Here is a 23278-nt window from a genome sequence, read left to right on the forward strand (position 1 = left end):
TTCGACTTGGTGTCTCCCGATGAAAGCTTGGAAAAAGATTGTAGCTCTCTTCGCTCTTCTGGGGCTGATTGCGTTTGGCATCACACCCATGCGCCCTCCTGTTACCGAAACGCCGGTTTATGACGTCGCGAACGGCCCCACGGCCAACCTCTATCTTCTGAACCTCAAATCGATATCACAGGTCATCTGCGGAAACATGACAGGCACTGCTGAAGTGGTCGGGGATGGCAAGATGATCACCGCATTCCACGTCGTGGCGGATGAGCGCGAGCAGCCCAAGGCCAATTGCATGGTAAAGGGACGCCCGGCCCGCGTGATCGCCTACGATCGCGACCTCGACTTTGCCGTGCTCCACGCCGACACTTACAAGAGCGACTATTATCTGTTGGATTGTGACGGGTTCCGGATCGGCAAGCCCTATATCGCGGTGGGCTATCCGGGTGGTCGCTTCATCGCCAATCTGCTGGTGGCTGGTCCTATTTCGACCAACACATTGGAGACCAAAACGGGAAAGACGTTCCACAGTATGCGCACGCTTCAGGGTGCGGTCTATCCCGGCATGAGCGGCGGCCCGATCGTGGACCTGAGCGGTCGCATCGTTGGGATCGTCAATGCGACCAACCTCAACAACACGACCGCTTATTCGCGCGAACTCAAGGACACCACTCTCTGCCGTTAAAGGTCGGGAGCATCCCTGAACAATTCGGCCAACGCAATGACATCGGCTTCCGCTCGATGCGGGCGCGGAGCCTTGAACCGCTCCATTGCCCGTTGCCACAGTCCACTCTGCCCGCCTTGGCCGCCCTCATCCATGATACGGCGAACGAGCAGGGTCTGGGTATAGGATGTCAGCCTCCACGACGCCTCCATCCCTGCCGCCTCATAAAGGCGCGATTTCCAGTGAGCATCATAGTCCCCGCCGTCACACAGAACGACTTGCCCTGAAAGCTCCTCATTGAGGCGCTTAGCGACCTCCTGAGGACGAAGACCGTCTTCCTCTACCGTGCGGCGGGGAATGCCATGAATGCTCTCAGAAACCGGGTTCCAATCCGTCCACGACACATGCGGTTTGATCAGCATGCCACCGCTCTTGATCACACCGGTATCGAGATCGAGGCGAGCCCAACCAGCTTCGATGGGATAGGAATCCTGTGAGAGGCTGGATGCCTCGAAATCGATAAAGTGAACAAAGCGATTGGAACTCATTTCAAATTGCTCTCATAAAATCGTATTCGCAAACATGCCGGGCTCATGGGGTTATCAGGTAGAGCCGCCGAATGCACATCCGGATCGATGTTTGACGGCATTATGCGCCGGATCACCGGAGGGGTTGCTTTCGGCGGCATCGTCCTCAAGCCTTCAGAAAGGCTTCGAACTGCACGAAGCCGCCAACATAGGCATCGTCGACGAAAATCTGCGGCATAGTGCGCGCCTCTGCCCCGGCTGCGGTCACGCGCTCGATCAGAGCGGTGCGTGCTGCATCGTTCTCTTCGTCCGAACCACCCATGATGTTGATTTCAGTGTATTCAAGGCCCTTGCTCTCCGCGAGCATCTTGGCTCGCACGCAAAAGCCGCACGCTGGCTTACTGTAAATTTCAATCTTCATAATGTCTCTCTAAAATGGGAGCCCCTGATATCAGGGGCTCCAGTGTGAAATCAAATATCAGGCAGTTCGTCGTGACGAACGTCGGTCGTGAGAACGTTCAGGACATAATCACGGTTTTCTGCTTCCTGAAGAGCGACCTGAATCGACGACGTGTTGAGGTATTTGTTGAACCACGTCGCCGGATTGCTCTTGACCGGATTCTCGACATACTTGATGCCGATGTCCTTCAGACAGGTCGTTGCACGCCAATCAATGAACTGGTGCGCGATGCTGGTGTTGAGGCCGACAACCGGTCCCTTCTGGAAGACATAAGGAGCCCAGTCCTTTTCCTCCTGAATCACTTCAAGATACATCTGGTAGACCTCGGCCGCGCACTCAACCTTGGCCTCTGCGAAACGCGGATCATCCTTGACCACCTGATTGATCAGGTAGGCGGTCCAGTCGGTGTGCAGCAGTTCGTCCTGAAGGATCAGTTCGATGATGTTGCCGTTGCCCATGAAAATGCGGTTTTCCTTCATCCCCAGCGAGATGAGGAACGAGGACAGGAAGCGGATGCATTCCAGCGCATAGGAGGCGTTGAGAGCCATCCAGATCGCCTTGATGTGCTCCTTCTCGGTTACCGGCCGGATGCCCTTCTCACCCGCCTCGATCAGCGCCACGCGGCAATTGATATTGTGCAGGTCGTCATAATAGCGACCAACGCCAGCCGCCATGTCGATGATGGGCTGGATATCATGCAGCGAGTTGAACTGGTCCTTGGGGACGTTGTAAATGTTGCGGATGATATGACTGTAGCTGGCCGAATGGATGTTCGATTCATAGAACGACCAGTTCGACGCGATCAATTCCATTTCCGGAACAGAGCATACCGGGGTGAAGACCTGCGCGGGCGCGCGCCCTTGAAGTGAGTCCAGCGCCGTCTGGCGAAGGATCGTCTTGGTGAAAGCCCATGCGGTCGCCTCATCCGCCTTCTTCATGTCGGCCTTGTCGCCAACGAGGCTGATCTCTTCCGGGTCCCAGAAGAAGCCACGCGCGATGCGCTCGAACTTCTGGAGCTTGGGGTAGGCCAATTCCTCGAAGCGCTGGACCGTGACAGGTCCAGCGGGATCGAGAAACATCTGACGTTCCGTATAATTGGGAACCTTGCTGAAATCGTAACTTTTCAAATTATCACCTAAAAATCAAATGTCTCAAATTCAATCGATCAGAGCTTGCAGGCCAAGCAATCTTCATCGTCCTCGAAGAAGTCGATGGCTGCCAGTGGCGCACCTTCTTCGCTGCTCACTTCCTCGTCTGCCTTGGCGGCCGACTTTTCAGTCAGATTGTAATAGTGCGTCTGCATGCCCCAATAGTGGGCCATCATCAGGTTGCTGGCCACCACAGTGACGTCGATCTTGCCATCGGGGAAATAACGCGGCGAATACCATGTATTCGCACTGATCGACTGATCGCAATATGCATTGATGACGCTGGCCACCTTCAGATAGTCGATGCAGTCGGGCTGCTCCCACATCAACTGGTAGTGCTTGCCATATTTTGCATATTCCGGGACTACCTGCGTCAGCGAACCGGCCTTGGACTCCTTGGTCGAAACCAGAGCCATCGGCATTTCGATGCCATTGGTGGAATCGATAACCACCGACGAAGATTCAACCGGCGCGACAGCCATGAGGGTGGCATTCTTGATGCCCGTGGTCTTGACCTTCTCGCGCAGACCTTCCCAATCGAGTTCCGGGGTGAAGTCGACAAGGTCATTGACGCCGTCTGCACGCTTCTCCCACGGGAATACGCCCTTGCCATAGGAGGTCAGGTGCGACTTGCCGCACGCTCCCTTCTCGGCCGCCAGATCGGCACTGGCTTCGGTCAGGTAGAATGCCTGATGCTCCATCCAGCGCTTGACCTCAGCCAGCGATTCCGGCGTGCCGTAGCGCAGCTTGCGCTTGGCGTGCCAGTAGGCCAGATTGGTGACACCGATACCGAGCGGCTCATATTCTTCGTTCGCCAGCTTGGACTGGATCGACAGGAAATCCTGATAGGACAGCAGGTTCGACAGCGCACGGACCAGAATGCGAGCACCCTTGCGCATATCTTCCGGCTTGCGCGCCTTGCCCCAGTTGAGCGAACCCAGAGTGCAGAGTGCGATGCGACCATTGGGGTCTTCGATCCGCTGGAAAGGCTTCGTCGGCAGCAGGATTTCGCAGCACAGGTTCGTCTGGACGATCGGGTCGATCGTGACATCAAACGGCGTCTGCTTGATCACATTGTCGATGTTGAGAATGTAGATACGGCCGGTATCGGAACGCTCCTTGAGCAGCCATTCCTTCATCACCGTTTCAGCAGGCACCACCTTCTTGGTCAGATCGGTGCGCTTCTCATTTTCCTCATAGAGGCGGATGAATTCCTTGGTGTCCTCGTAGAACGCCTTGTGCATCTCCGGGACCTCGGAAGGATCGAAGAACGTGATATCGCGCTTCTGCTTGAAACGACGCCAGAACAGCGCATTGAGAATGACGCAATAGTCGAGATGACGGACGCGCGTTTCTTCGGTGCCCTGATTGTTCTTCATGACGATGAAGTCATCGAACTGGATATGCCAGATTGGCAGGTTCATCGTCGCCGATGCGTTTCGGATACCACCTTGCGAGCAGCTACGCAGATCGCCGAACCACTTCTTCAGGAACGGCAGCAGGCCCGTATGCTTGATCTCGCCGCCACGGATGGCAGCGCCCAGACCACGCATGCGGCCGAACTCAAAGCCGATACCAGCGCGCTTGGCCGCATAGTTGGCCATCATCTCACCGGACGCGAAAATGCTCTCCAGTGTGTCGTCGGCCGAAATGAGGACGCACGAGGAAAACTGCTTCGTGGGCGTTCCCAGACCTGCAAGCACCGGCGTGGCGAGCGTGAACATGCCATCACTGGCTGCTTCATAATATTCGCGAACGTAGCGGAGACGGTTTTCCTTCTCCATGTGGAAGGCCGTCGCTGCCGCCACCGCATAGCGAACCTGCGGGGTTTCGAAAATCGCACCGGTGGCGCGGTTCTGCACCAGATACTTCTCGATAAGCTGGGTCAGTGCCGAATAGGAATAAAGTTCATCCTTCGAATGGTCGATAAACGCGTCGATCGCGTCCCATTCCTCTTCGGTGTACCAGTCGAGCAGTTCGGTCGTATAAGCGCGACGCTCGACATTGAGCTTGACCAGATCATACAGGCGCATCGGCGCATAGGAGCCATAAACGTCCTTGCGCAGCATGCGCAGGCGCTGCTTGCCAGCCACATACTGATAATTGGTGTTGCCGGTGTCGGGATTACCAACGACGTCAATCAGATCGACCATTGCCCGAAGCAAGAGACGATCGATCGTCTCGGTGGTCATACCATCGTGGAACTGAATACGGGCAGCCAGTTCGATCGTCGACGGAGAAACCTCTGCAATGCCTTCGCATGCACGAGCGATCTGCGTCTGGATGTTCTCTAGCTTGAATTCGTCCTTTCTCCCATCACGTTTAACAACACTAATTCGCGACATCAAATACCTCTAAAGTTTTCAAATTGGGTTCTATTTAAATCAGTTTTCAGACTTATAAGTGCGTCCATTATACCGCCACCGAAGTAGCACATCGTGTCGCGTTTCAGGAAAGTCGATTACTTGACCAACACTGTAGTTAAGCACTTCTCCAGTGTCTATTTTCAATACGAGCATTTGTTCTGAAATCTCGTAATCACGAATGAACATGAGCGTCATGTCCTCCGCGCGCCATCCGGCCAGACGGAGTGTGAACTCCATCCCCACGGCCACCGTGTCACGGCACCAGTCACCATCCGAAACCAGTTCCCATGGTCCGGGGATGTCATCGAGTTCGAACACGTCATATGCCATCTTCATGAGCGGTGCCTGCGCCCAATAGGTGGCAACAGCCTGAAGCTGCTCACGGCGATCCATGGCCTTGAGACCATTGCGGAAGACCTTCCAGTCCGCCAGACGCTCATCGGGCGTCATCAGGAACGGGTTCATACCGTGGGCCTAGTGACGCGGAAACGAAGCGTCAGATCACCAGCACCGGTGTAGCGATAGTTGATCACGACATATCGGCCGCCGGTCGGTCCGGTTTCGGTAGCGGAAAAGGAAAGCTGAGCAGCGCCCAGATTGGTCCCATCATCGGCGCACACCGGCGTCGCGTTACCCGTCCCCTGCAAAATGCGTAGACGACCCATACGAACCGGCTTCTGGGCCGAGTCAAACGCAGCATAGTCGACGAACGCGCACAGGGACTGCGGATTGTTCAGGCGATAGGTATAGGCCGCGTCATCCTGCATGGGGACCGTCACCGGCGTCAGGGTCGAGGACGAGGGGAGCACGGTCTTGTAGAAGGACTTGCCGTCTGCTTCCTTCAGCAGGCCGCCCACCATATCGCCCAGAAGCTCGGTGCTGTTTTCAGTCAACACTTCAATATTCTGGAAGGGGAACGACGTGCGCCGGAAATTCTTCTGTCCCACCGTCGGGGTATGCCCGACAAACATGCGCCCGGTGTCCTTGGTGAACACAGGCTCGCCCGGATCGAGACCGGGCTCATATGTGAGGGGGGAAAGCGTAATCGGAGCGCCGGGGAGATCGGCCTCATTGTCATCCCGCAGGATGATGATGCTATACTGATTGGTGACCATGTTACTGCCTGAAATTGTCGTGTATTTAGATGCCCCAACGAGGCTCAGCTTAAAGTATCAAAAGACTCTTCAGGCACATTTTGCGTAATATAGCTCAACGCGATCAATAAATGATTTTCGACCAATGCGAATTTCTTCTTCATCGAACTCGTAGGCCTTGAACTCACCATTGCGGCAACCCATGAAAATGACGCCGGTCTGGATATCCGTTCCATAGCGTTCATTATGAGCGATAATGTAGGCGGCAAGCTGATCGCGATAGTCGACGATCTGCGCCCTCGGCTTGGGCTTCTTGGAGCTTTTGTGATCGATGACGGCGGGCTTGCCTTTATAAACACCCACAAGGTCGGTCGTTCCGGCAAATAGACCGGGGACGAAGAGGCGCGTCTCAATTCCCCACACTTCATCAACGAACGGCAGTCCGTTTTCGATGATGAGATCGGCCATTTCCTTTGCGGTCTTGCGTGGTGGCGTGAAGGCGGTCGGGCGCGGCAAACCCTCGATAAAACACTCGACATGGGTATGCATGAGGGAGCCCAGATCGGTGGCGAATTCGCTTTCGCGCTTGGCGCGTGCCTCCCCTACCCGCTCCTTCCATTCCAGAAGCGCAGTCTTGTCGGCGGTGGCATCGAGAATAGTTGTGACGCTGGCCATATGCGCAGACGTCTCGGGACAGACATAGTAACGGAAGCCGCTTTCGAGCGTCACTTGTTCGACGTCTGGATATTCAAATTTCTTGTTTAAAATCATGTCCGGTCTCAAATCTGACATTCAGATAATGAGACCGGACCACGAACAGCAATTTACTTTTTCTTCAAAGCATCTTTTGCATGCTTTGATGCCATGCCGGTAACATGTTCGGCATCAGCTTCGGCCTCTTCCGCATCGACCGCGCGATCTTCGCCATCGGCAATCGGATCGGTAAGATAGATCAGATTCCCCTCGATTTTCTTGACCATCGGGAGACGATTGGGGTCACACAGGTCCATGATCATGGCACGGTCCATGGTCACGCCCGAGTTCTGGTCCTTGAGGTAATCCAACAGCGATGAGACCGTCACATAGTCAACCTTGTGGGCCGCTTTGGGGGTGAGAAAGTCGAGAACGGTTTTGCGCAGGTCTCGCATCAACGATCCGCCGCTGTTATCAAAAAGCTCACAAAGCAACATTTCTCACCCTCCCTATCAAGCCTTGCGGCTGTCGCGGACGATGTCGACGACGTCACCCACGTCAATGCCATAGAATGCCGCAACCGCATTCGCGGCCTTGGTGGCGCTATGACCTTCGCGCAGAACGCGAGCGAACGAACGAAGGACCAGATGGTCCGGATCGGCGCTTTCACGCAGAGCATTCGAGCCTACATGCTCAACGCTTTCCTTGCGGACACGGCCAACGGGCGGGCCATCAGCATCGGCAAACATGTCGTCGATCTCGGCATCGGTGGGCATGCCTTCAATATCGTCAGCAGCTTCACCGGCATTGGCCGCAGGAGCAGCATCAGCCGGAGCGGCATCGGCGGCCGGAGCATCCGCAGCAGGTTCAGCAGGCGGTATGACGTCAGCCATACCCATATCGCACGCATCACCGCCATTCACTGACGTTTCCATACGCAGGATTTCGTTGCCGATCGCATCCTTTGCCTGACGCAGCGATTCCGTCAGTTCACGCAGCTTCTGCGTGACGACGCTTTCGAAATTCTGGGCAACCTGCGGGCCGAAATTCTCCTTCATCGAATCCATCATCGGCATGACATCTGATGCTTCGATCTTCGCCAGCGTTTCCGCCATGTCCTGAAGCTTGTCAGTGATGGACTTCGAAGCCATCACCAGTTCTGCGCGCTCCATGCTGGATTCGATCAGCATGGCCAGACCCTCGATGGTCGCGCCTTCATTGATATTCTTCATTTGCTCTCCCCTTGGGTTTTCTTCCGTTTGGACATCCGACGGGGCGCAATTTCACGAAGGAACATGCGGACCGCCTCTGTGATGAGAAGGGCCTTGGTGTATTCCGGGCAGGTCTGAACGACCCACTCGCCACCCTCAGCCAAAAGAGCATTACGCTTGTCGGCATAATGCTCCATGATCCCACGCAGGGCCTCGACATCCGAAGTAAAATCCAACTCAAGATCAAACCGATCCTTGAGAGCTTTATTCAGATAATTTGCCTTTGGAGTTTCCATCATTGGTCCCGCGCAGTTTTTACTATTTATGACGCGCGACCAAACGATTGGCACAGATTTCAGCGGTTACGACTGAGGTGCTCCTTCAGTGTTTTCTTTGCCGAAAGAGCGCGATTTCTCGCCTCGCTGAAACGAGCCTTGGCAACGTCGAGCTTGAAGTCGTCACCCCGAATGATTGCCTTGTCACACGCCGCCTTAAAGTGAACGGCGTCGTTGACGTTCCGGGCATATTCCACTTCAAGTGCCAGCACGCGCTGAACATCCGGGTGATTGATCATGCGTCCCTCATTGAGGTGCTCAACGATCGCCGTTGCCGCCTCATACAGGTACAGGTCCTTGGCGATAACCTCGCCGCTATGGACATGGCTGATGTCAAACCGCTTGGCATCTTCCGAAAGAGCCGTGATCTCCCAGTTGCCCATCCGGGTGCCATTCGGTGTGCGAGATACCCGCATCGCATTGCGCAGTTCCGGCATCGACCGGCTGTCATCGTAGAGGCTATGAGCGACATTGTTCATGCCATTCGTGAGAGCGTTGACCACGTCTGTGCCACCGGCTGAACGGAATTTGCGCAGAATATCAGCCATGGCATCAGCAGACTCTCCGCTGACCGTAACTGGCGGCATATAAGGGGTGTCGCCGTAGCCACTGCTATAACCACCATCAAAGCCACCGCCACCAAAGCCGCCACCGGAAGAGAAGAACTCCTCGGTCCCCGCTTCGATAATCATGGGTTCACCAGTGGTAGGATCGACGTAGCTGCCGGGGTTGAACCCGCCATACATGTCATTTCCACCATAATTCCCCATCAAAGGCATGTCATTGCCCATGGGCATTCCGCCACCCTGCCCGGCACCGAGCGCAAACGGATCAATACCAGAGATGCCGTTAAGCGTCTCAAGCACATTCTTCATTGCATTGTGGTCACTACTCGAAACGCTCATCAATATCTCCAAAGGTCCATGCGATCGGCGTCAAAATAGATTTCTCCATCGCGATCGACTTTCACGAACAACCCCTTCTTGACCATCTGCTCGGCAATATGCCCCGCCCTGAGGTCCAAATCTGAGGCGTTCACCGGATTTTCTGAAACTAGGTCGATAAGACCTTGCTCTTCTTCCGAAACCGGAACACGAAAGCCGCTGCTGATCTCAAAATATCTCATTTCATCTACCCGCCGTTATTTATATCGGTTGTTTTCTTCTTACTTAGAAAAATTAAAGGCCCCCGGCATTACTACCAAGGGCCTTCTCGTTTTTGCTCACAAATCAACGATCAGGGCACGGTCGGCGCGCTGATCTCGTCATTGAACTGATCATCATCCATCACGTCCATTTCGAACGATGCGCCCTTGGGCTTGATGACGCCATTCTTGCGAAGGGCATCGAACGTCTGACGTGCCTTCTGGGCATCCTGCGGCTTGCCGCCCATACGAGTATGAATCGCCTTGACCGCGTCATTCATGTTGTTACCCAGCGTCATCGAGCCAGCGTTTGCACCCTGCGGCTTGATGGTCTCGACTTCATTGAGATAGTCGCGAAAGCTCTTCTTGCCCTCGGTAACCAGCGAACGACGGATATCTTCCGCATAATTGGCAACACGGCGCAGGCTGTCGATCACAGCCTTGAAATCACCAACCGGGATGTCGTTCAACTGCTGCTCCAACTGGTGCAGCGTATCTTCCCACGGCGAGCCCTGCTCAACCGGGCCAGCCAGTTCCGGCTCACCAATGCTGATAGGGTCAGCGACCGGGGCATCCAGCGCGCCATCCATGTGGTGGACGTCAAGCGCAGGATCAACAGCGACGGGCGCGTCATCAAACGACGCGTCAGCGGTCGGTTCATCAAAATCAACCATCGGCGCATCCAGCGCCAGATCAGAGTCGACGGGCGCATCGCCGAAGCCAGCCAGCTTGCGCAGGCGACCAAGATCGAAACCGTCGTTGTTCATGTAATCAGCCATCAAATATGCTCCTAAAATCAATCGCCATCTACTTCGATGACTGCACCTTTGTATTTACTCTTGCGGCTCCAAACATCGCGATGCTCCGCTTTCTGCTCATCCGACTTGCACTTCTTCTCGCGAAAGATCGGGTTCATGCGAATAGCGTCGGCGAATGGATTACGAGCCTTCACTCTCTTCTTTTTCTTGCTCATTGTCGGTCACTTCAATTGTCGTCAGCGCCTGCGGATTGGGCAGGAATTTTGACACGCGCCCGCGCTCCAGCCGATCTCCGCGCTTTCGCCAGATCGTCGCCACGGGAACAGTTCCCTCGAAAATGTCAGTTAACCGCATAGAAAATCTCCGAAGATATGCCTTATTTAGGCTTCTTCTTCGATTTCTGACTGACAATGGTGGACGGGACTGGCCTGCGCTGCATGGGCAGGAACGAACCGACCACCGGAGCGATCGCAGTCGATGCAGTAGCACCAGCGGTCGCCTCTTCATTTACCGCATCATTATACTGATTGGTTTCGCTGATGTCCAAACCCGTGAGCGAAGCAAGGATACTTTTTCTCTTCGGCTTCTCTTCAACTGCTTCTTCTTCCTTATTTCGGACATCGCTCAGTTCGAGGCCATATTGGTCCGAAAGCGTTTCCAAAGGGATCAGGATTTCAGCGCGACGTCCAAGATGTCTCAGTTTCTGGAGAATGCGGGTCACCAGCAACTGCGCCTCGGTCACCGAAATGCGATCCCAATCTTGCGCCAAACGGCGGATCGAACGCAGGCTGCTATCCTCAACCTTCAAAGCGATATCCAGCTTGGCGAACAGGCGGCGGGTCAAATTGTTATCGAAGTGCGATGAACCGGCGCTGCGCAACCACTGGATGAGCAGCTTTTCATCCAGCGTTATCTTTTTCCTGAGCACCTCACTCCCTGACCCGCGCAATTCAATGTCATCACTGGTGAGCGCAATGACCAGCAGTTCCAGATCGGTCGCATCATTGCGCCATTTTGTTGGCACACCATGACGCGCCGTATGCTTGGCGTATTTCACAGCCCATTTTTCAGAGACGTCACAGCGCCGCAAAATTGCGAACGCGCTGATATAGAGGTGCAGCAAATCTGCCAGTTGCCGGGCCGTGAACGTCGACAGCCGCAAGCGCGTAGGAAACAGCGCGCTCTCGCAAAGGTCACCAATCAGCTTCACTGATTGCCCCGGTTGTTCATGATCTTCAGAAGCACGAACAGCATGCGATATGCCTGATCGGTCTTCAGAACGCTCGATTGGTGCAATTCGGTGCCGCCCTTCACGGAGTCGAGATCACCATGCTTGGTCATGAATTCACGCAGGTTCTCACGATCGATGTCATGGATACCGGCCTGCCGCAGGTCCTGCTCATATTTGGCGTGATTGATCATCAGGCTCTGAACGCCGTGGAGCGACTGGTCCTGATCCTGCCCCTGTTCCCCTTTTGGCGCAGATGCGGCAGCCGGGGCCTCATCACCACTCTGGGGAGCCGGTTCAGCGCCGGTTGACGCGCCACCAGCGCCGCTGTTGCCACCCGCGTTACCAGAATTCCCACTCGGCGTTCCACCGTTCAACGCGTGGCGTGCTGCCGCCAAAAGCTGCTGCTTGATCTCTTCCTTGTCCAGAGGCGCATCCAGATCATCGAAATCTTCGGTGACCATCTGGTCAATGGCGTTCATCATTTCGGTGATGGAAAGATCGCGATCGATCATCTGATCCATCAGATTGTGGCGATTGAGCGCAACGCTTTCAGAGACGAGCTTCTTCAGGTTCGGATGCGCATCGAAACGGCCGGGGTTGGCAGCTTCGATTTCCTTCAGCTTTGCTACGATCGCCTGCTTGGTCTCCGGCTTCGAGGCAGCCATCACCTGATCAATGCCGTCGGCGACCGCCGACAGATCGTTGGGGCGAACGTTGGGCTTGCTGATCGCGGCCAATGTCCGACCAAGACGTGGAGGAAGCGGACCGGTAGCTGCTTGTGCCTGCTCGCCGCCTTGGGCAGGAGCCGCCGGTGCAGCGGGCTGAGCCGGTGTTGCAGGGGACGCTGTGGGTGCCGCTCCAGCGGCAGGTTGGCCACCCTGCGGGGCAGCAGCACTCGACGACGAAGCAGATGCCGCAGTGCCTTTGGCGTTGCCTTGATCATTTGAGGTCGGTGCCGGTGACGACGCATCCGGCACCTTGACGCCGATCGATGCCCAGAAATTGTTCATGTCACGCTGAGTGAGCGTCTTGATGTTGTTGATGCCCATCCAGCGCTTCAGTGCCTTGTCGAGCGCCATCGTGGTCTGACGCACTTCCAGACGCCCCTGCGCCTTGCCATTGCCGAAATTGTTGGCAAGGACGTTGTCCGCACCATTTTTCACGCGGTTGATCAGGTTGTCGATGAAGCCCTCATCAACCTGACCGAAATAGCCGGTATCGTTCATCCGGCGCAGCATTTCGTCGATATCGCTCATTTCAATCTCCCCTTCTGACGGCTTTCGCGGATCACACGAATTTTGCGGCGGAATTTTTCCTCGTCGCCAGAGCGGGCCGCGTTGAACAACCGCTTGGTGAGATCGGCGGCCGTCTCCTCATCATAATGTTCCTCGAACAATTTGATCAGGTGGGATACGCTGGCGATGATCGACATGGCGCGACCCTCGATAAACAGGTCGCGATCGCTTGCCCGCGCAGGCGTGTAATCTGACAGGCCTTGAAGCAGGCTGCGCATTTTATTGTCCAATGTTTGATACCTCGTGGCGCTTGATCAAATTCTCGATCATCTCGGCTGCGCGCTCCATTCCTGTTTCAACGCCAAGAGCATATTCGCCTCCCGCATTCTCCATGTAGGCCCGGAGGCGGCGGCAAACGTCATGCAGATCGTCCATCACGGGATGACGCACATTGGCGACCATCAGGTCTTCCATCAGGGGGACGGCATCGTCGCTCTCGGTAAGACGTTCGAGGACTGCCATTTCCATTTCGACTTCTGACAGGTAACGGACATAATCCTCACTCGCGAGGATGAAGCCGTGCATCTGCGAAGACCGCATCTGATCTGAATCGTGCTGCATAGGGTTATTTAGGTTCATGGTTCAGCCCCCACGCCGTGAAATGCGATAATAGGCCGTAGAGAATTGGAAGTTGCGCTTGTTCCCCTTGTTGGGGACGAAATCGTAATGGGTCAGCAACGGCTTGCTGAACACGCCCTCTCCCAATGCGATCGTCCGGTTCCACATATCAGCGAACAAAGTTATACGATCGATAATTAGGGCTTCTTGACGCTTCGTCATTTTTCCGGGCTCAATTCGTTCGACGCGAATAGCCCCGGTCTCTCCGTAACTGTCCATATGCAGATGGACGCCATAAGTTTCCGCAATCTGCGTTTCCAAACGCCAAATTAGGCCGGTAATATCTTTGCGCTGGGACGTCCGTCCGCGCGCCCATATGACAACCAGACGCTTTGTAAGGCGTTCCTTGTCAGCTTTGGGCAGGTTCTTCCAACCTGCAAACCCCCACTGAAATTCCGAATAATAGTCCTTCCACGATCGGCCCCTGATCATCCGTATTTCGGAAACGCGCTGGGCAAAGCGTGCATTGATCTCGACCGGGTTATTGAGATAGGATGCATACGCCACTTCCTTATCCTGCGCGTCCGAATATTTGTTCAGAGTTGCACTGGCCATATCGGCTGCTATCGACCGCTTGTTTACTCGATATTTCCCCTTCGAAATCCAGTCATCATAGGCATGCACCAGTTCATGGACCAACGTGCTGCGGCGCTCTTTGAGAATCTGCTCGATACCAATTTTCACTTCAAACGCTTTACCAGCGAGCGCTGCTGCGGCGATTTCTGGATAATCAGAATGCGTGAAAAGAACGATACCCTTGGAGACATAGTCACCAGCCCGCCGAGTTTGATAATGGCCGTTGACCTGTCCACCCATGCGACCAGCACCTTGTGATGCCCGCAACCGGACATCCAGATAGGGATTTTCCTTGATGAACAGCTTGAGCGGAGACAACGCCGCGTTACCCTTGAACGACGGGGCCATCGCCTCGAACCGAGTGCCACCGAAACTGTCGCCGGTGACGATATATTCTTCCCCATCCCATAGCGGATTGTAGTTTTCAGCGGCGCTCATCACGACCTGCGTCGCATGGGTTCCATAGTTGGAGATAATGGCGTCAGCGAGCGCTTCGAATGCGGCTTGTGTCTGGGCGTTTTCTGTCAGCATTGACTATTTATCGGGGCGACGCGCTGCGCCGCCCCTTCCCGTATCAGGAAGCCTTGCCCTTCTTGATGTCCGCAAGCAGGGATTTCATGCTCGCTCGCATCGGCGATGATGATGGCTCTTCGTCTACGGTCGCGTTTTTCGCCACCTCCACAGTCGATGCCGTTTTGCTCTTCAACTCTTCACGAAGCGCCTGAGGGGTGTTTTCTCGCGGACGCTCTTCTTCATTGTCGCCATCCTCGATCCTAAGGCTGACCTTGTTGAACTTCATGTCGATCCGCATACCCACGGCGGCAGCCGATCGGGTCTTGATGAACTGAAGCTGATAACGACCTGCTTCACGCATGGTGTTGTTGAAGAGGATCGCGAACACGTTGTCAGCGGTGTTGATCTTCGAAATACCGCCAGCGATATGGCTGTGGTCGAACTCGCTTTCCTGCACAGCACCACGGTTAAGCTGCGACGCAGTGACCAGCGGGATTTTCAGATCGCCCGCGATCGCACGCAGTTCTTCCGCAACATACTTGTCCTTGACGAAAAGGTTCGACGGGTCGACCTTCGCGTTGTTCGGATACATGAGGTCAAGATAGTCGACGCAGATTGCATCCGGGGCATAGCCCCGCTTGATCGTATATTCCTTGATATAGGCACGCAGATCATTCGCAGTCGTGCCCGATTCCGAATATTTCTTGGTAGTGAGCGTGCCCATCCCATCGGTGCGACCCTTTGCGCGAATGCGCATGGCCGTCTCTTCGATGTTGACCAGCATATCGTGACGGGACATCCCCGTTACCATCTGGTCGACGCGCGCGTCGGTCAGGTCTTCGGCAAGCTCCAGCGTGAAGTAGACGACGTTTTTACCGGCTTCTACCCAGTTCAACGCAATATTTTGCATCCACAGCGACTTGCCCGAACCAGAGCCGCCGCAGAAAATATTGAGCGATCCAGCCGTGAAACCACCGTTGAGCAGTTTGTCGATCGAAGCCCAACCAGTGGAGACAAAATTGCTCTTGTCCCTGATGCGCTCCAGACGCGCCATCGGATCATCAAAATAGACCGAGCCGAGATCGCTGGTCAGGCTGATGATCATCGCATCCTTGAGGCGACGCTCGATCTCGGCCGCCTCACCCTTACGCAGCAATTCGGGGCCTTCGAGCACGACATCCTCAATCGCGCGGTAGCGACAGAATTTCTCTACCGTGGCCAGATACCAAGCATGATGCGCGTCAGCGATATCGGTCAGATGATCGATCGAAACATTGGTCTGCGCCTTCACCTGCGAGGGCAAAGGAAGCGCAGAATACTGGTCGCTATATTCCTGAATATAGCGGACAGCCGGGCGGAGTGCATCATCGAAGTAAACGTCTTTGACGATACCACGAGAGCGTGCATAAAGATCAGGGTCACTAAGCATGAAGGCCAAGAGGACGCGCTGCGTCTCTTCGCCGTACTCAATATTCGAGTCGGTCATCAAATCTCCAAATTGTCCGTGTGGCTCAACTATACAAACAGCCGACGACGAACCTCAATTTCTTTGCTATCAAATGTAACGGTTTCAAGTATTGAGCGAATTACATACAGCTTTCCGTATTTCTCTACGGCTTTGCCACAGTCGTTCACGTCAGAATCCCACCAGCCATGGCTGGACAATCGCGGGAATGCCACGCCCCAACCGTGACGAAGTGCATGTTCGATATTGAGCATCCCGGCGCGATCGCGATCGCTCACCAAAATTGGCGTCCGACCCGACGATTTGATCCACGCCGCCTGCTTTTCCGACAGCTTGCTACCAAGGGTGGCCGCACCACCAATGCCGATGGCGTCGGTCGGACCTTCCACGATGAACGCATATTTTCGCTCGCGCTTCTCCAGCACTTCATTGTTGAAAATATAGTCGGCTGGGATGCGTGACCAGTATTTCGGGAGCACGTCGCCCGCCGTCCCGCGCGCGGAGTAACCAACAATCCGTCCCTTGAAGTAGAAGGGAATGATGATCCGCTCGTTCATGCGATCAGAACCAGTCTCGGATGCCTTTGTCGCATTCGCAATCGGCGTCCAATAGTAGGTCGCCCCCTCGGCTATGTCAGTGCCGCGCCCGTAGATATATTGGACGGCCTGAAAAAACAGAGGATCACTGCAACCTTCGGCGACCCACTCATGGAGTGGACGCGCGCCCGCCGGGAGTGCCATGGCGTTAAAATCAGGCAGGAACCGCTCGCCGATGATCTCATAGGCTTCCGAACTCTGGCTGAGCGTGCGACTGATTGCATGAAGGCGATGCGCCATCCGGCGAAGCTGGAGGTCAGGCACGCCAAGTTCGGACATGAAGTCCCTGAGGTTGGACGACATCAGCCCACCGTAGCTCCAACGCGTTACGAATTTGCAGTTGAAGCAATTGACCGCGAAGCCATCCGGCATTTTGGTGATCCCGCAGCGATGACGCGTATCTGGCCGCCGTTCCCCACGCTTGACGCACATGGGGCAATTGACGTTGAAATCTGCACTGCGGCTTGGCCGCGAATTATGGATGTTTTCGACGATCGCATCCCAGAGGAAATCCTCACGGGCAAGATCAGTAATCAGCGACACAACATTCGACCTCAATTTCTCTATGAATAGAGATAGAGAGCCGATCGGCCGCCGATCAATTTAATTCATGCCCGATATATCAGTCGGGAAAGCGTGCCATTGTGTTCGACGAGAGAAAAACGTATCCAGTTGATCATCACATTGAGATCAATGCTGGCATTTCCGTTAAGCTGATCGCTTTCCAGCGTATCAATTTCAAACCACTCCTGTTCGGTCGTGGGTGGAGCTTCTTCCAAGCTTCCTTCGATGGTAAGCACGCCGGTATAGTCGTTACCTGTGATCTGAATGGTCTGGACGCCATTTCCACCGATCTGGGCCGGTCCCTTATGCGCGCCAGACACAAGCGCACCATTTACAGGTAGAAACGCTGCACGCTCTATGGTGAGGGGTTGGGTGGCTTCAGGCACCGGGCCATATGTCACTTCAAGGCGCGCGCTGGGTCCGTGGTCACGGTCAGTGTAAAGCAGGGTTTCTTCGCCATCCTCGATCGAAAGGACGCAGTAGGACAGGTGGCCAATGGGGAGTGACAGCGCTTCTTCGACTGAAAGGCTAAGGCGCATATGCCCACGCGGAGCGGACATGATCGTGAGCGCCTTGCGCATCAACACAACGCCGCTACGCACGTTTGAAATAACGATCTCGAACGAACGAGTGGATGGGATTGACTGGGTCTGACGATCGAAATCCTTGATCAGGAAGTCGATGTCGTTACGCACATTCCAGAAAATCTTGAAATCGGAGCGAGTGTGATGAAAACTGGTAATCATGTTTGCCCCCATAGGATTGGAAGCCATAACAAAGGTCACGACTTGTGGTAGTGTGAAGAGGGTTACGGCCGCCATGTCCTATTTATTCCGAACCCGTTCCCATCACGCCACCGCACCCGCCCCACTTAAAGTTTATTTTCTTCAAATACAATTATTACATTTATTTGATAATAAATAACAACGTGAGCGATGACAATAAAGAAATAGACCCCGCGATCGCAGAAATTCTGGAAAAATTCCCGTTCCTCTCGTATGGAACGCTCCGCGATCAGCCTTATCTTGGGATAATTCAGAATTCGGATAACCGTTTTCTGTCAATGTATGTGCTTGACCTCATCCAAGATGAGAACATGCGGCTTCTGCTTCTCCAGTTCGGAGAGACATGGTGGTGGGATTCCAATCGCCAAATCCCAATCAACATGTTCATCAAAGACCCCCGCTTCCGAATGTTTCGAGGATGCCTGCGACAGTTTGCCAGAAAGGAATTCGACCTATTGGCGGGGCACGAAGTCAGTCTGGCTGACGCCATGGCCCGCCGGGTCCGCAAACGGGTCGTTACGCTGGTTCGCAAGCTCCCCGGTTAACCAACCCTCAGCGTCTCGGTCACATCGCCGCCATAACGAAGGTCAAACACGAATGCAGCTTCCGGGTCACTCAGGCTGACATCGAGCGCCAGTTTGTCCCAAGCCGGAATGGTCATATGCCAGTCGCATTCCTGATCCGCGAGCCATTCCATGATCAACTCGATGAAATGGACCCGCTCAGCTTCGCAGGCTGCACCCGAAAGGTCGACTATACAGCCCTCACCCAGTGGCTCCGGCGAAAAGCGCGCAAACCGCCCTTTATCCAATCCTCTCTCATGCTCATATAGAGGAAGGAGGTAATCGGTAGTCGCCTCCATATCGGAGTGCGGCCGTGGATAGTAGGTTCTGGTGAGCCAATATACCCCTTTGCGCTTCGATTGGCCCACCTCAGAACGAGAAGACATCATCCGCCTCCTCGCCTGACAGAGACGCCTCAGCCTTCTCGCACAAGAGATTTAGCTGGACGACGATCGCGGTGGCATAGGCGATTGCGTGCGCCTTCTTGAACACATAATCACCGGGAATGGGCGTCCATATATCGGCGTCTATTTCTGCGCGGGTTTTGAAGGCCAGATGTTTCTTGCCCGGCCGGATGAGCGAAATGACGACCGCCAGATCGATGATCGAGCGAGGCGAGATTGCGCGCACAATTCCGAAATGGTTGTGGATATGGTGAAGCTGACTGACGATCGCGCGTTCCGTCAGAAACTCCCAAGGCGGCTCACGATCCATGAGATCGCGCAGATGCGCTTCATCCCGAACACCCTCGTAGAGGCTGTTGTTGAGGAAATCGATCTTGAAATATCCCAGCGCGCCCGCTTCCTTGTAAGGGAACGCACAATAGCCATTGACCGGATCGACCGGGACGTTCTGGAGATAAATCCCCGACGCATGACGCACGCGCTCATCCTTCTGCACCATCATGGCGGGCACATGCTGGATATGCGCCAACGCCACGTCCCGGCTGTAGAAATCGATGTCAATGTCGGTGTCAGCTATCCTTGTCATTATCAACGACGATCCGGAAATTGGGGGTCTTTGGTTGCTCGGGCTGTTGATCCGTCACGAGAGAGGCCAAGGCAGGCGAAATCGATGACGTGATCACATAACTGACCTCGTTCGGGCCAGTGCGATGGATACGCATCAATTCGATCTGCATACCAGATGCCTCTTCCAAACTACGCAGGAAACCCAGTGTGACGAAGTTGAGGCTTCGCACATATGGGTTGGCACCATCGCTGAGTTCGTCGAGCCGCAGGCCGACCGTATGCTCGACGCTTCGCATCATCAGGTGACGATAGTGGATGGGCTTGAGATCACACCAGCGCGTGCAGCCCTTGAACAGGTCGACAGTCTGAAGGTCGTCCAGAAGGCGATCGCCGTCGTGCCACATCGTTGCGTGATATTCACGATCCTCCTGAGAGAAGGTCGTTGAAATCAACCGGGCATTCTCGAAATCCTGCCGGATCACAGTCACTGTATCGAGGGTCATATCAATCCCCCCGCCTATCGATTTTGTGGTCGAGTTCGCGATTGACTGCGACATATGCGCGCTCAAGGTTCAGAACACGCTGAGCGAGAGCCTTGTTCTCAGTCGTCAGGCGCTTGAACGCCGCTTGCAGCTTGTCCAGATCATCACGGAGACGCGTGATGGCACGCTGGTGCCCTTGATCTTCGGCGCGTTCCTTGATGACGGTCGCTTCCGCGATCACCTCCGGTTCGTTCTCATCTCTCGCATACATGCGAGAGTAAATATCATCCGACATTACAATCCAGCTTCTTTCAAAATATTGGTCAGACCATCGATGTCTGCTTTGTTCATCTTTATACGCCGCTTCCATAGGGTCGGGTCTATAAATTCCGACATCATGTTTATTTGCTCATCCGAAAACCGCATCAACAGTTCCTGACCGCTATCGGTGATGTAGAGGAGCAGAGGCGACAATCTGCCAGTCCGAATATAGTGGGTGGCCAAGGTAGCGGGGACATTCCGAAAGAAATCGACCCAGACCTCTTCATATTCTTCCGCCCACTGCTCCATTAGCCGGATCGATCGTTCGGTCGCGACGTCTGGGCTTTCGCGCGAAATTCGCTGCCTCAGATACACTTCATAAACCGCATCGGTTGGCCATTTCGTGATCGGAAGACCAGCCCCCTTCTCGATCACGAACCTTGCAAATTCCAGAGGCTCCACTGCATTCACGTCGTGAATATACTGGCCGAATTTCACGAACAGCGTGTAATGGGTGCTATTCATGAAGTGATCGTATGTGACGCCTCGGCCATAGTTGAACTTGAAGAACATCTCATAGACCGCGAACGAAGTGCGAACATGAGCCAACTCACGATCAATCCATCGATCCTTCTTCTTGCAACGATGGCGGGCTACGTTGGCATCAGACTTGAAGACTTTCTTGCAGAATTGGCACTGAAAATCAGGCTCGCTTTTTGCCCTTCTTTTTGGGCTTGGTGGGCTCTTTGTTTGTGTAGCGGCCATATGCCTCAATGATCTCCTGCAATCTGTCCTGATTTACACCGGCCTCCCGGCATAGAGAGATGAGTTTTTCTTCGTCAATTTGTCTGACGATAATCTTGCATTCGAGTTCATTTGCGCCCGGCCACTCCTCCTTGATGAAATCAAACAGCGCGTCGGCCTTGGGCAAGCGCTTGGGCATGTTGATCCAGTAATGGTTCTGCGGCATCCCAAGGCCGCAACTGGCCATCAGCTTATATTGCAGATCAGGGTGATCCTTGAGCGCCGGGTGGTAAAGGTTGGCCCGTTCATTGATCGCGAGGATATACCAGTCCCGGATATCGGGATCACCTTGGACCGCGCTGGCGGTGCGCAGGAAAACCGGGATACTGAACCCCTTTTTTTCATCAGGGGTGAGGCGATCATAGAATTCAAATTCACGACGATCGATGCGGCGCATCGTGTCGAACATGTCAAGCTTGGCTGCCAAGGGAAATATACCGATTCAATTAACTGTCTCGGCACGATAAATAGAGGAGAGAACGAAGGTCAATTTCCAAGCGAATTCTCCCCTCGCTTAGGTTGCTCCAAGGCCCCGGAGGCGAAAATACCTCCGGGGTCTTGTCGAGTATCAGGTATGAAGTGACCAGAACATCGCCGCTATACCGACGTCGAACAGGATCGCCCCGACAAGCACATAGAGCAGGTTGCGCCCCTTGCGCTGGAATTCGGCGAAACCGTCGTTGGCGTCATCGCGAACCTTGGTAGCCATAGCCATAGCCGCCACTGCCTCATTTTGAGCCTGCACGGCTGCCAACTCGGCATTCAGCGCTGTCGTATAGGCCTTGGTAGCAGAGCTTTGCGCCGCTTCGGCCGCGTTCTTGGCTGCAACCAAGCTATCATCGGTGCTGTCCACCCATTGACCCAATGGGATGCTTGCGCCGCTCACATAAAGCGTTCCGTTGCTGATTTTGTTGGTCGCGATCGTGCCGCCACTGATCGTGGTTGCGTCCGAACCAGTCCGCCAGCTTGCCAGTGTCTCGGAACCGCTGATCAGGATTTCACCCGGATCGATTGTGGGTTTGCTATCGTCGCTCATGGCTTACTTCCACAACGATACCGCGAGGAGCCCCACGAGGACGACATCGCTGACAATTCCCACCAGAGATAGGCACTCCAGTCGATTTACGCGGGCGTGCAACTCACCAAATGCATTGGACATGTTCGACACGATGGTAGTCGCGTTGGTCACCTGCCCCAAAATAGCGGCATCACCGTTGATCTGGACGGAGTATTCCGCGAATTTGTCGGCGTCGATGCCGGTAGGCGTGATATCCGTGGTGAGGGGAAGGACAGGGACTTCCCTCAGAGGAATAATTTCCTCTCCATCCGCATCAGGTTCACGCACTGCATCAATCAAAACACTCATATCCGGCGTGTAAGGCTCCCGCAGCCGTTCAAGTGTGGCAATTTCGTCCTCAGTGAGGTTTTCACCGCCAAAAAGTTTATTGAGGAGATCGACATTGCGGTCGTCGAGGATCGGTGTTCCGCGCGGTTCAGCCTTCCCGGCATCGGTCATTTCAGCTTCGATCTTGGAAGCAAAATACGCAGCCCATTTTGCTGTCATCATTTTGGTCAGCGCGGCGGTCCGTGCCGCTTCGGCTTCTGACACTGGATCATTCGTTTCGTCTGTCATATCTCTCTTTCAAATAAGTTTTGTGATATCGAGGCTGTCCGGGAGCTTGTTCGTGTCCCTGACGAAGAAAGCGCAGGTGGGATTGTCGCCGCCGGTAAGGGGGACTGCCAATAGATGCCCGTTGGCCAACTTTGGCATATACCACTGGATGTCTGGGAACGTGTCCTCGATGAGGATGTCGTGGAATTGTGGCATCGTGCTTGTGATCGGGTTAAAACCGAAAATATCGAAATCGCGATCGTTTAGCTGGCTCAGTTCGATGATCTCGACGTTCCCGAGATTTTTGTCCGCGATAACGATCGACCAATCCAGCGGCATTTGAAGGCGATGCTTGCCTATGCGGAGGTCAGCAGCAGGCCGGGAAAAGGAGTCCAGATAGACCAGCGGTAGGAAGACAAAGTCGACATCATCGGGGTTGGAATAATCCAATACACAATAATTGAGATCGTCGACTTCATCTGGAACTATAGTCATATCGAACGATCTATTGTGTTCGGTCAAAATTAGCACTTGTCACTCCAAATATT

34 protein-coding genes are annotated in these 23278 nt (G+C 54.5%); 2 read left to right on the forward strand and 32 right to left on the reverse strand.

The annotated features are described in order from the left end of the window. Positions 1-19: 19 nt before the first annotated feature. Positions 20-679, forward strand: a complete 660-nt coding sequence (locus tag AC0KVN_RS03760; RefSeq protein ID WP_483655793.1) for a S1 family peptidase — start codon at positions 20-22, stop codon at positions 677-679. Here the strand turns inward: AC0KVN_RS03760 and AC0KVN_RS03765 are convergent. The 23 genes from AC0KVN_RS03765 to AC0KVN_RS03875 form a co-directional block, all read right to left on the reverse strand. Beyond that, the gene (locus AC0KVN_RS03765; protein WP_483655794.1) at positions 676-1206 is read right to left on the reverse strand and encodes a 3'-5' exonuclease; all 531 of its coding nucleotides are present in this window, start codon (positions 1204-1206) and stop codon (positions 676-678) included. The genes AC0KVN_RS03760 and AC0KVN_RS03765 overlap by 4 nt on opposite strands. A 145-nt stretch (positions 1207-1351) precedes the next feature. Beyond that, positions 1352-1606 carry a glutaredoxin domain-containing protein gene (locus tag AC0KVN_RS03770; protein WP_483655795.1) on the reverse strand — a complete coding sequence of 85 codons (255 nt, stop codon included), beginning with the start codon at positions 1604-1606 and terminating at the stop codon, positions 1352-1354. A gap of 50 nt (positions 1607-1656) precedes the next feature. Then, positions 1657-2724 (reverse strand): ribonucleotide-diphosphate reductase subunit beta, encoded by a 1068-nt coding sequence (locus AC0KVN_RS03775; RefSeq protein WP_483655796.1) that lies wholly within the window; start codon positions 2722-2724, stop codon positions 1657-1659. 86 nt (positions 2725-2810) lie between these two features. Then, positions 2811-5138: a ribonucleoside-diphosphate reductase subunit alpha gene (locus AC0KVN_RS03780; RefSeq protein WP_483655797.1), complete on the reverse strand. Its 2328-nt coding sequence runs from the start codon at positions 5136-5138 to the stop codon at positions 2811-2813. Between the two features lie 39 nt (positions 5139-5177). After that, positions 5178-5624, reverse strand: a complete 447-nt coding sequence (locus tag AC0KVN_RS03785; RefSeq protein WP_483655798.1) for a hypothetical protein — start codon at positions 5622-5624, stop codon at positions 5178-5180. Then, the gene (locus tag AC0KVN_RS03790; RefSeq protein WP_483655799.1) at positions 5621-6274 is read right to left on the reverse strand and encodes a hypothetical protein; all 654 of its coding nucleotides are present in this window, start codon (positions 6272-6274) and stop codon (positions 5621-5623) included. Before AC0KVN_RS03790 ends, AC0KVN_RS03785 begins: the two co-directional genes overlap by 4 nt. A 69-nt stretch (positions 6275-6343) precedes the next feature. Next, positions 6344-7024: a hypothetical protein gene (locus AC0KVN_RS03795; RefSeq protein ID WP_483655800.1), complete on the reverse strand. Its 681-nt coding sequence runs from the start codon at positions 7022-7024 to the stop codon at positions 6344-6346. A gap of 53 nt (positions 7025-7077) precedes the next feature. Beyond that, positions 7078-7443 (reverse strand): hypothetical protein, encoded by a 366-nt coding sequence (locus AC0KVN_RS03800; RefSeq protein ID WP_483655801.1) that lies wholly within the window; start codon positions 7441-7443, stop codon positions 7078-7080. A gap of 15 nt (positions 7444-7458) precedes the next feature. Next, positions 7459-8178, reverse strand: coding sequence for a hypothetical protein (locus AC0KVN_RS03805; protein ID WP_483655802.1), 720 nt, complete (start codon positions 8176-8178; stop codon positions 7459-7461). Then, entirely contained in the window at positions 8175-8456 is a 282-nt protein-coding gene (locus AC0KVN_RS03810; protein ID WP_483655803.1) for a hypothetical protein, read from the reverse strand. The genes AC0KVN_RS03805 and AC0KVN_RS03810 overlap by 4 nt, the downstream gene beginning before the upstream one ends. A 56-nt stretch (positions 8457-8512) precedes the next feature. Next, the gene (locus tag AC0KVN_RS03815) at positions 8513-9397 is read right to left on the reverse strand and encodes a hypothetical protein (protein ID WP_483655804.1); all 885 of its coding nucleotides are present in this window, start codon (positions 9395-9397) and stop codon (positions 8513-8515) included. Further along, positions 9397-9618, reverse strand: a complete 222-nt coding sequence (locus AC0KVN_RS03820) for a hypothetical protein (protein ID WP_483655805.1) — start codon at positions 9616-9618, stop codon at positions 9397-9399. Before AC0KVN_RS03820 ends, AC0KVN_RS03815 begins: the two co-directional genes overlap by 1 nt. 110 nt (positions 9619-9728) lie before the next feature. Beyond that, complete coding sequence (locus tag AC0KVN_RS03825) at positions 9729-10415, reverse strand: hypothetical protein (RefSeq protein ID WP_483655806.1); 687 nt, start codon at positions 10413-10415, stop codon at positions 9729-9731. 17 nt (positions 10416-10432) lie between these two features. Beyond that, a complete protein-coding gene (locus AC0KVN_RS03830; protein ID WP_483655807.1) occupies positions 10433-10609 on the reverse strand; it encodes a hypothetical protein in 177 nt (58 codons plus the stop codon). Continuing rightward, positions 10575-10712, reverse strand: coding sequence for a hypothetical protein (locus tag AC0KVN_RS03835; RefSeq protein WP_483655808.1), 138 nt, complete (start codon positions 10710-10712; stop codon positions 10575-10577). The genes AC0KVN_RS03830 and AC0KVN_RS03835 overlap by 35 nt, the downstream gene beginning before the upstream one ends. Positions 10713-10770: 58 nt before the next feature. Next, positions 10771-11604: a hypothetical protein gene (locus AC0KVN_RS03840; RefSeq protein WP_483655809.1), complete on the reverse strand. Its 834-nt coding sequence runs from the start codon at positions 11602-11604 to the stop codon at positions 10771-10773. Beyond that, the gene (locus AC0KVN_RS03845; protein ID WP_483655810.1) at positions 11601-12881 is read right to left on the reverse strand and encodes a hypothetical protein; all 1281 of its coding nucleotides are present in this window, start codon (positions 12879-12881) and stop codon (positions 11601-11603) included. Before AC0KVN_RS03845 ends, AC0KVN_RS03840 begins: the two co-directional genes overlap by 4 nt. Then, positions 12878-13057 (reverse strand): hypothetical protein, encoded by a 180-nt coding sequence (locus AC0KVN_RS03850; RefSeq protein ID WP_483655811.1) that lies wholly within the window; start codon positions 13055-13057, stop codon positions 12878-12880. The genes AC0KVN_RS03845 and AC0KVN_RS03850 overlap by 4 nt, the downstream gene beginning before the upstream one ends. 82 nt (positions 13058-13139) lie before the next feature. Continuing rightward, a complete protein-coding gene (locus AC0KVN_RS03855; RefSeq protein WP_483655812.1) occupies positions 13140-13499 on the reverse strand; it encodes a hypothetical protein in 360 nt (119 codons plus the stop codon). 3 nt (positions 13500-13502) lie between these two features. Beyond that, entirely contained in the window at positions 13503-14645 is a 1143-nt protein-coding gene (locus tag AC0KVN_RS03860; RefSeq protein WP_483655813.1) for a hypothetical protein, read from the reverse strand. A gap of 43 nt (positions 14646-14688) precedes the next feature. Then, on the reverse strand, positions 14689-16113 hold the full coding sequence (locus AC0KVN_RS03865) for a DnaB-like helicase C-terminal domain-containing protein (RefSeq protein ID WP_483655814.1): 1425 nt from the start codon (positions 16111-16113) through the stop codon (positions 14689-14691). Positions 16114-16142: 29 nt separating this feature from the next. After that, positions 16143-17231, reverse strand: coding sequence for a hypothetical protein (locus tag AC0KVN_RS03870; protein ID WP_483655815.1), 1089 nt, complete (start codon positions 17229-17231; stop codon positions 16143-16145). A gap of 65 nt (positions 17232-17296) precedes the next feature. Beyond that, positions 17297-17998, reverse strand: coding sequence for a hypothetical protein (locus AC0KVN_RS03875; protein ID WP_483655816.1), 702 nt, complete (start codon positions 17996-17998; stop codon positions 17297-17299). Between the two features lie 182 nt (positions 17999-18180). Between AC0KVN_RS03875 and AC0KVN_RS03880 the strand changes: the two genes are divergently transcribed. Further along, complete coding sequence (locus AC0KVN_RS03880) at positions 18181-18582, forward strand: hypothetical protein (RefSeq protein WP_483655817.1); 402 nt, start codon at positions 18181-18183, stop codon at positions 18580-18582. Here AC0KVN_RS03880 and AC0KVN_RS03885 read toward each other — a convergent pair. The 9 genes from AC0KVN_RS03885 to AC0KVN_RS03925 all read right to left on the reverse strand — a co-directional run bounded on the left by AC0KVN_RS03885 (position 18579) and on the right by AC0KVN_RS03925 (position 23225). Continuing rightward, positions 18579-18989, reverse strand: a complete 411-nt coding sequence (locus AC0KVN_RS03885; RefSeq protein ID WP_483655818.1) for a hypothetical protein — start codon at positions 18987-18989, stop codon at positions 18579-18581. The genes AC0KVN_RS03880 and AC0KVN_RS03885 overlap by 4 nt on opposite strands. Continuing rightward, positions 18970-19590 carry a hypothetical protein gene (locus AC0KVN_RS03890; protein WP_483655819.1) on the reverse strand — a complete coding sequence of 207 codons (621 nt, stop codon included), beginning with the start codon at positions 19588-19590 and terminating at the stop codon, positions 18970-18972. The genes AC0KVN_RS03885 and AC0KVN_RS03890 overlap by 20 nt, the downstream gene beginning before the upstream one ends. After that, positions 19574-20074: a hypothetical protein gene (locus AC0KVN_RS03895; protein ID WP_483655820.1), complete on the reverse strand. Its 501-nt coding sequence runs from the start codon at positions 20072-20074 to the stop codon at positions 19574-19576. The genes AC0KVN_RS03890 and AC0KVN_RS03895 overlap by 17 nt, the downstream gene beginning before the upstream one ends. Before the next feature lies 1 nt (position 20075). Then, a complete protein-coding gene (locus tag AC0KVN_RS03900) occupies positions 20076-20348 on the reverse strand; it encodes a hypothetical protein (protein ID WP_483655821.1) in 273 nt (90 codons plus the stop codon). After that, positions 20348-21079: a hypothetical protein gene (locus tag AC0KVN_RS03905; RefSeq protein WP_483655822.1), complete on the reverse strand. Its 732-nt coding sequence runs from the start codon at positions 21077-21079 to the stop codon at positions 20348-20350. The genes AC0KVN_RS03900 and AC0KVN_RS03905 overlap by 1 nt, the downstream gene beginning before the upstream one ends. Beyond that, positions 21018-21527 carry a hypothetical protein gene (locus tag AC0KVN_RS03910; RefSeq protein WP_483655823.1) on the reverse strand — a complete coding sequence of 170 codons (510 nt, stop codon included), beginning with the start codon at positions 21525-21527 and terminating at the stop codon, positions 21018-21020. The genes AC0KVN_RS03905 and AC0KVN_RS03910 overlap by 62 nt, the downstream gene beginning before the upstream one ends. 159 nt (positions 21528-21686) lie before the next feature. After that, positions 21687-22154 carry a hypothetical protein gene (locus tag AC0KVN_RS03915; RefSeq protein ID WP_483655824.1) on the reverse strand — a complete coding sequence of 156 codons (468 nt, stop codon included), beginning with the start codon at positions 22152-22154 and terminating at the stop codon, positions 21687-21689. 3 nt (positions 22155-22157) lie between these two features. Further along, the gene (locus AC0KVN_RS03920; protein WP_483655825.1) at positions 22158-22751 is read right to left on the reverse strand and encodes a hypothetical protein; all 594 of its coding nucleotides are present in this window, start codon (positions 22749-22751) and stop codon (positions 22158-22160) included. Between the two features lie 9 nt (positions 22752-22760). Beyond that, positions 22761-23225, reverse strand: coding sequence for a hypothetical protein (locus AC0KVN_RS03925; RefSeq protein WP_483655826.1), 465 nt, complete (start codon positions 23223-23225; stop codon positions 22761-22763). Between the last annotated feature and the right edge of the window lie 53 nt (positions 23226-23278).

The organism is Sphingobium sp. SG1 (genome assembly GCF_057063145.1).

Coding starts and splice junctions, on each gene's coding strand:
- AC0KVN_RS03760 (WP_483655793.1), top strand. CDS start 20: ATGAAAGCTTGGAAAAAGATTGTAGCTCTCTTCGCTCTTCTGGGGCTG.
- AC0KVN_RS03765 (WP_483655794.1), bottom strand. CDS start 1,206: ATGAGTTCCAATCGCTTTGTTCACTTTATCGATTTCGAGGCATCCAGC.
- AC0KVN_RS03770 (WP_483655795.1), bottom strand. CDS start 1,606: ATGAAGATTGAAATTTACAGTAAGCCAGCGTGCGGCTTTTGCGTGCGA.
- AC0KVN_RS03775 (WP_483655796.1), bottom strand. CDS start 2,724: ATGTTTCTCGATCCCGCTGGACCTGTCACGGTCCAGCGCTTCGAGGAA.
- AC0KVN_RS03780 (WP_483655797.1), bottom strand. CDS start 5,138: ATGTCGCGAATTAGTGTTGTTAAACGTGATGGGAGAAAGGACGAATTC.
- AC0KVN_RS03785 (WP_483655798.1), bottom strand. CDS start 5,624: ATGAACCCGTTCCTGATGACGCCCGATGAGCGTCTGGCGGACTGGAAG.
- AC0KVN_RS03790 (WP_483655799.1), bottom strand. CDS start 6,274: ATGGTCACCAATCAGTATAGCATCATCATCCTGCGGGATGACAATGAG.
- AC0KVN_RS03795 (WP_483655800.1), bottom strand. CDS start 7,024: ATGATTTTAAACAAGAAATTTGAATATCCAGACGTCGAACAAGTGACG.
- AC0KVN_RS03800 (WP_483655801.1), bottom strand. CDS start 7,443: ATGTTGCTTTGTGAGCTTTTTGATAACAGCGGCGGATCGTTGATGCGA.
- AC0KVN_RS03805 (WP_483655802.1), bottom strand. CDS start 8,178: ATGAAGAATATCAATGAAGGCGCGACCATCGAGGGTCTGGCCATGCTG.
- AC0KVN_RS03810 (WP_483655803.1), bottom strand. CDS start 8,456: ATGATGGAAACTCCAAAGGCAAATTATCTGAATAAAGCTCTCAAGGAT.
- AC0KVN_RS03815 (WP_483655804.1), bottom strand. CDS start 9,397: ATGAGCGTTTCGAGTAGTGACCACAATGCAATGAAGAATGTGCTTGAG.
- AC0KVN_RS03820 (WP_483655805.1), bottom strand. CDS start 9,618: ATGAGATATTTTGAGATCAGCAGCGGCTTTCGTGTTCCGGTTTCGGAA.
- AC0KVN_RS03825 (WP_483655806.1), bottom strand. CDS start 10,415: ATGGCTGATTACATGAACAACGACGGTTTCGATCTTGGTCGCCTGCGC.
- AC0KVN_RS03830 (WP_483655807.1), bottom strand. CDS start 10,609: ATGAGCAAGAAAAAGAAGAGAGTGAAGGCTCGTAATCCATTCGCCGAC.
- AC0KVN_RS03845 (WP_483655810.1), bottom strand. CDS start 12,881: ATGAGCGATATCGACGAAATGCTGCGCCGGATGAACGATACCGGCTAT.
- AC0KVN_RS03850 (WP_483655811.1), bottom strand. CDS start 13,057: ATGTCGATCATCGCCAGCGTATCCCACCTGATCAAATTGTTCGAGGAA.
- AC0KVN_RS03855 (WP_483655812.1), bottom strand. CDS start 13,499: ATGAACCTAAATAACCCTATGCAGCACGATTCAGATCAGATGCGGTCT.
- AC0KVN_RS03860 (WP_483655813.1), bottom strand. CDS start 14,645: ATGCTGACAGAAAACGCCCAGACACAAGCCGCATTCGAAGCGCTCGCT.
- AC0KVN_RS03865 (WP_483655814.1), bottom strand. CDS start 16,113: ATGACCGACTCGAATATTGAGTACGGCGAAGAGACGCAGCGCGTCCTC.
- AC0KVN_RS03875 (WP_483655816.1), bottom strand. CDS start 17,998: ATGATTACCAGTTTTCATCACACTCGCTCCGATTTCAAGATTTTCTGG.
- AC0KVN_RS03885 (WP_483655818.1), bottom strand. CDS start 18,989: ATGATGTCTTCTCGTTCTGAGGTGGGCCAATCGAAGCGCAAAGGGGTA.
- AC0KVN_RS03890 (WP_483655819.1), bottom strand. CDS start 19,590: ATGACAAGGATAGCTGACACCGACATTGACATCGATTTCTACAGCCGG.
- AC0KVN_RS03895 (WP_483655820.1), bottom strand. CDS start 20,074: ATGACCCTCGATACAGTGACTGTGATCCGGCAGGATTTCGAGAATGCC.
- AC0KVN_RS03900 (WP_483655821.1), bottom strand. CDS start 20,348: ATGTCGGATGATATTTACTCTCGCATGTATGCGAGAGATGAGAACGAA.
- AC0KVN_RS03905 (WP_483655822.1), bottom strand. CDS start 21,079: ATGGCCGCTACACAAACAAAGAGCCCACCAAGCCCAAAAAGAAGGGCA.
- AC0KVN_RS03910 (WP_483655823.1), bottom strand. CDS start 21,527: ATGTTCGACACGATGCGCCGCATCGATCGTCGTGAATTTGAATTCTAT.
- AC0KVN_RS03915 (WP_483655824.1), bottom strand. CDS start 22,154: ATGAGCGACGATAGCAAACCCACAATCGATCCGGGTGAAATCCTGATC.
- AC0KVN_RS03920 (WP_483655825.1), bottom strand. CDS start 22,751: ATGACAGACGAAACGAATGATCCAGTGTCAGAAGCCGAAGCGGCACGG.
- AC0KVN_RS03925 (WP_483655826.1), bottom strand. CDS start 23,225: ATGACTATAGTTCCAGATGAAGTCGACGATCTCAATTATTGTGTATTG.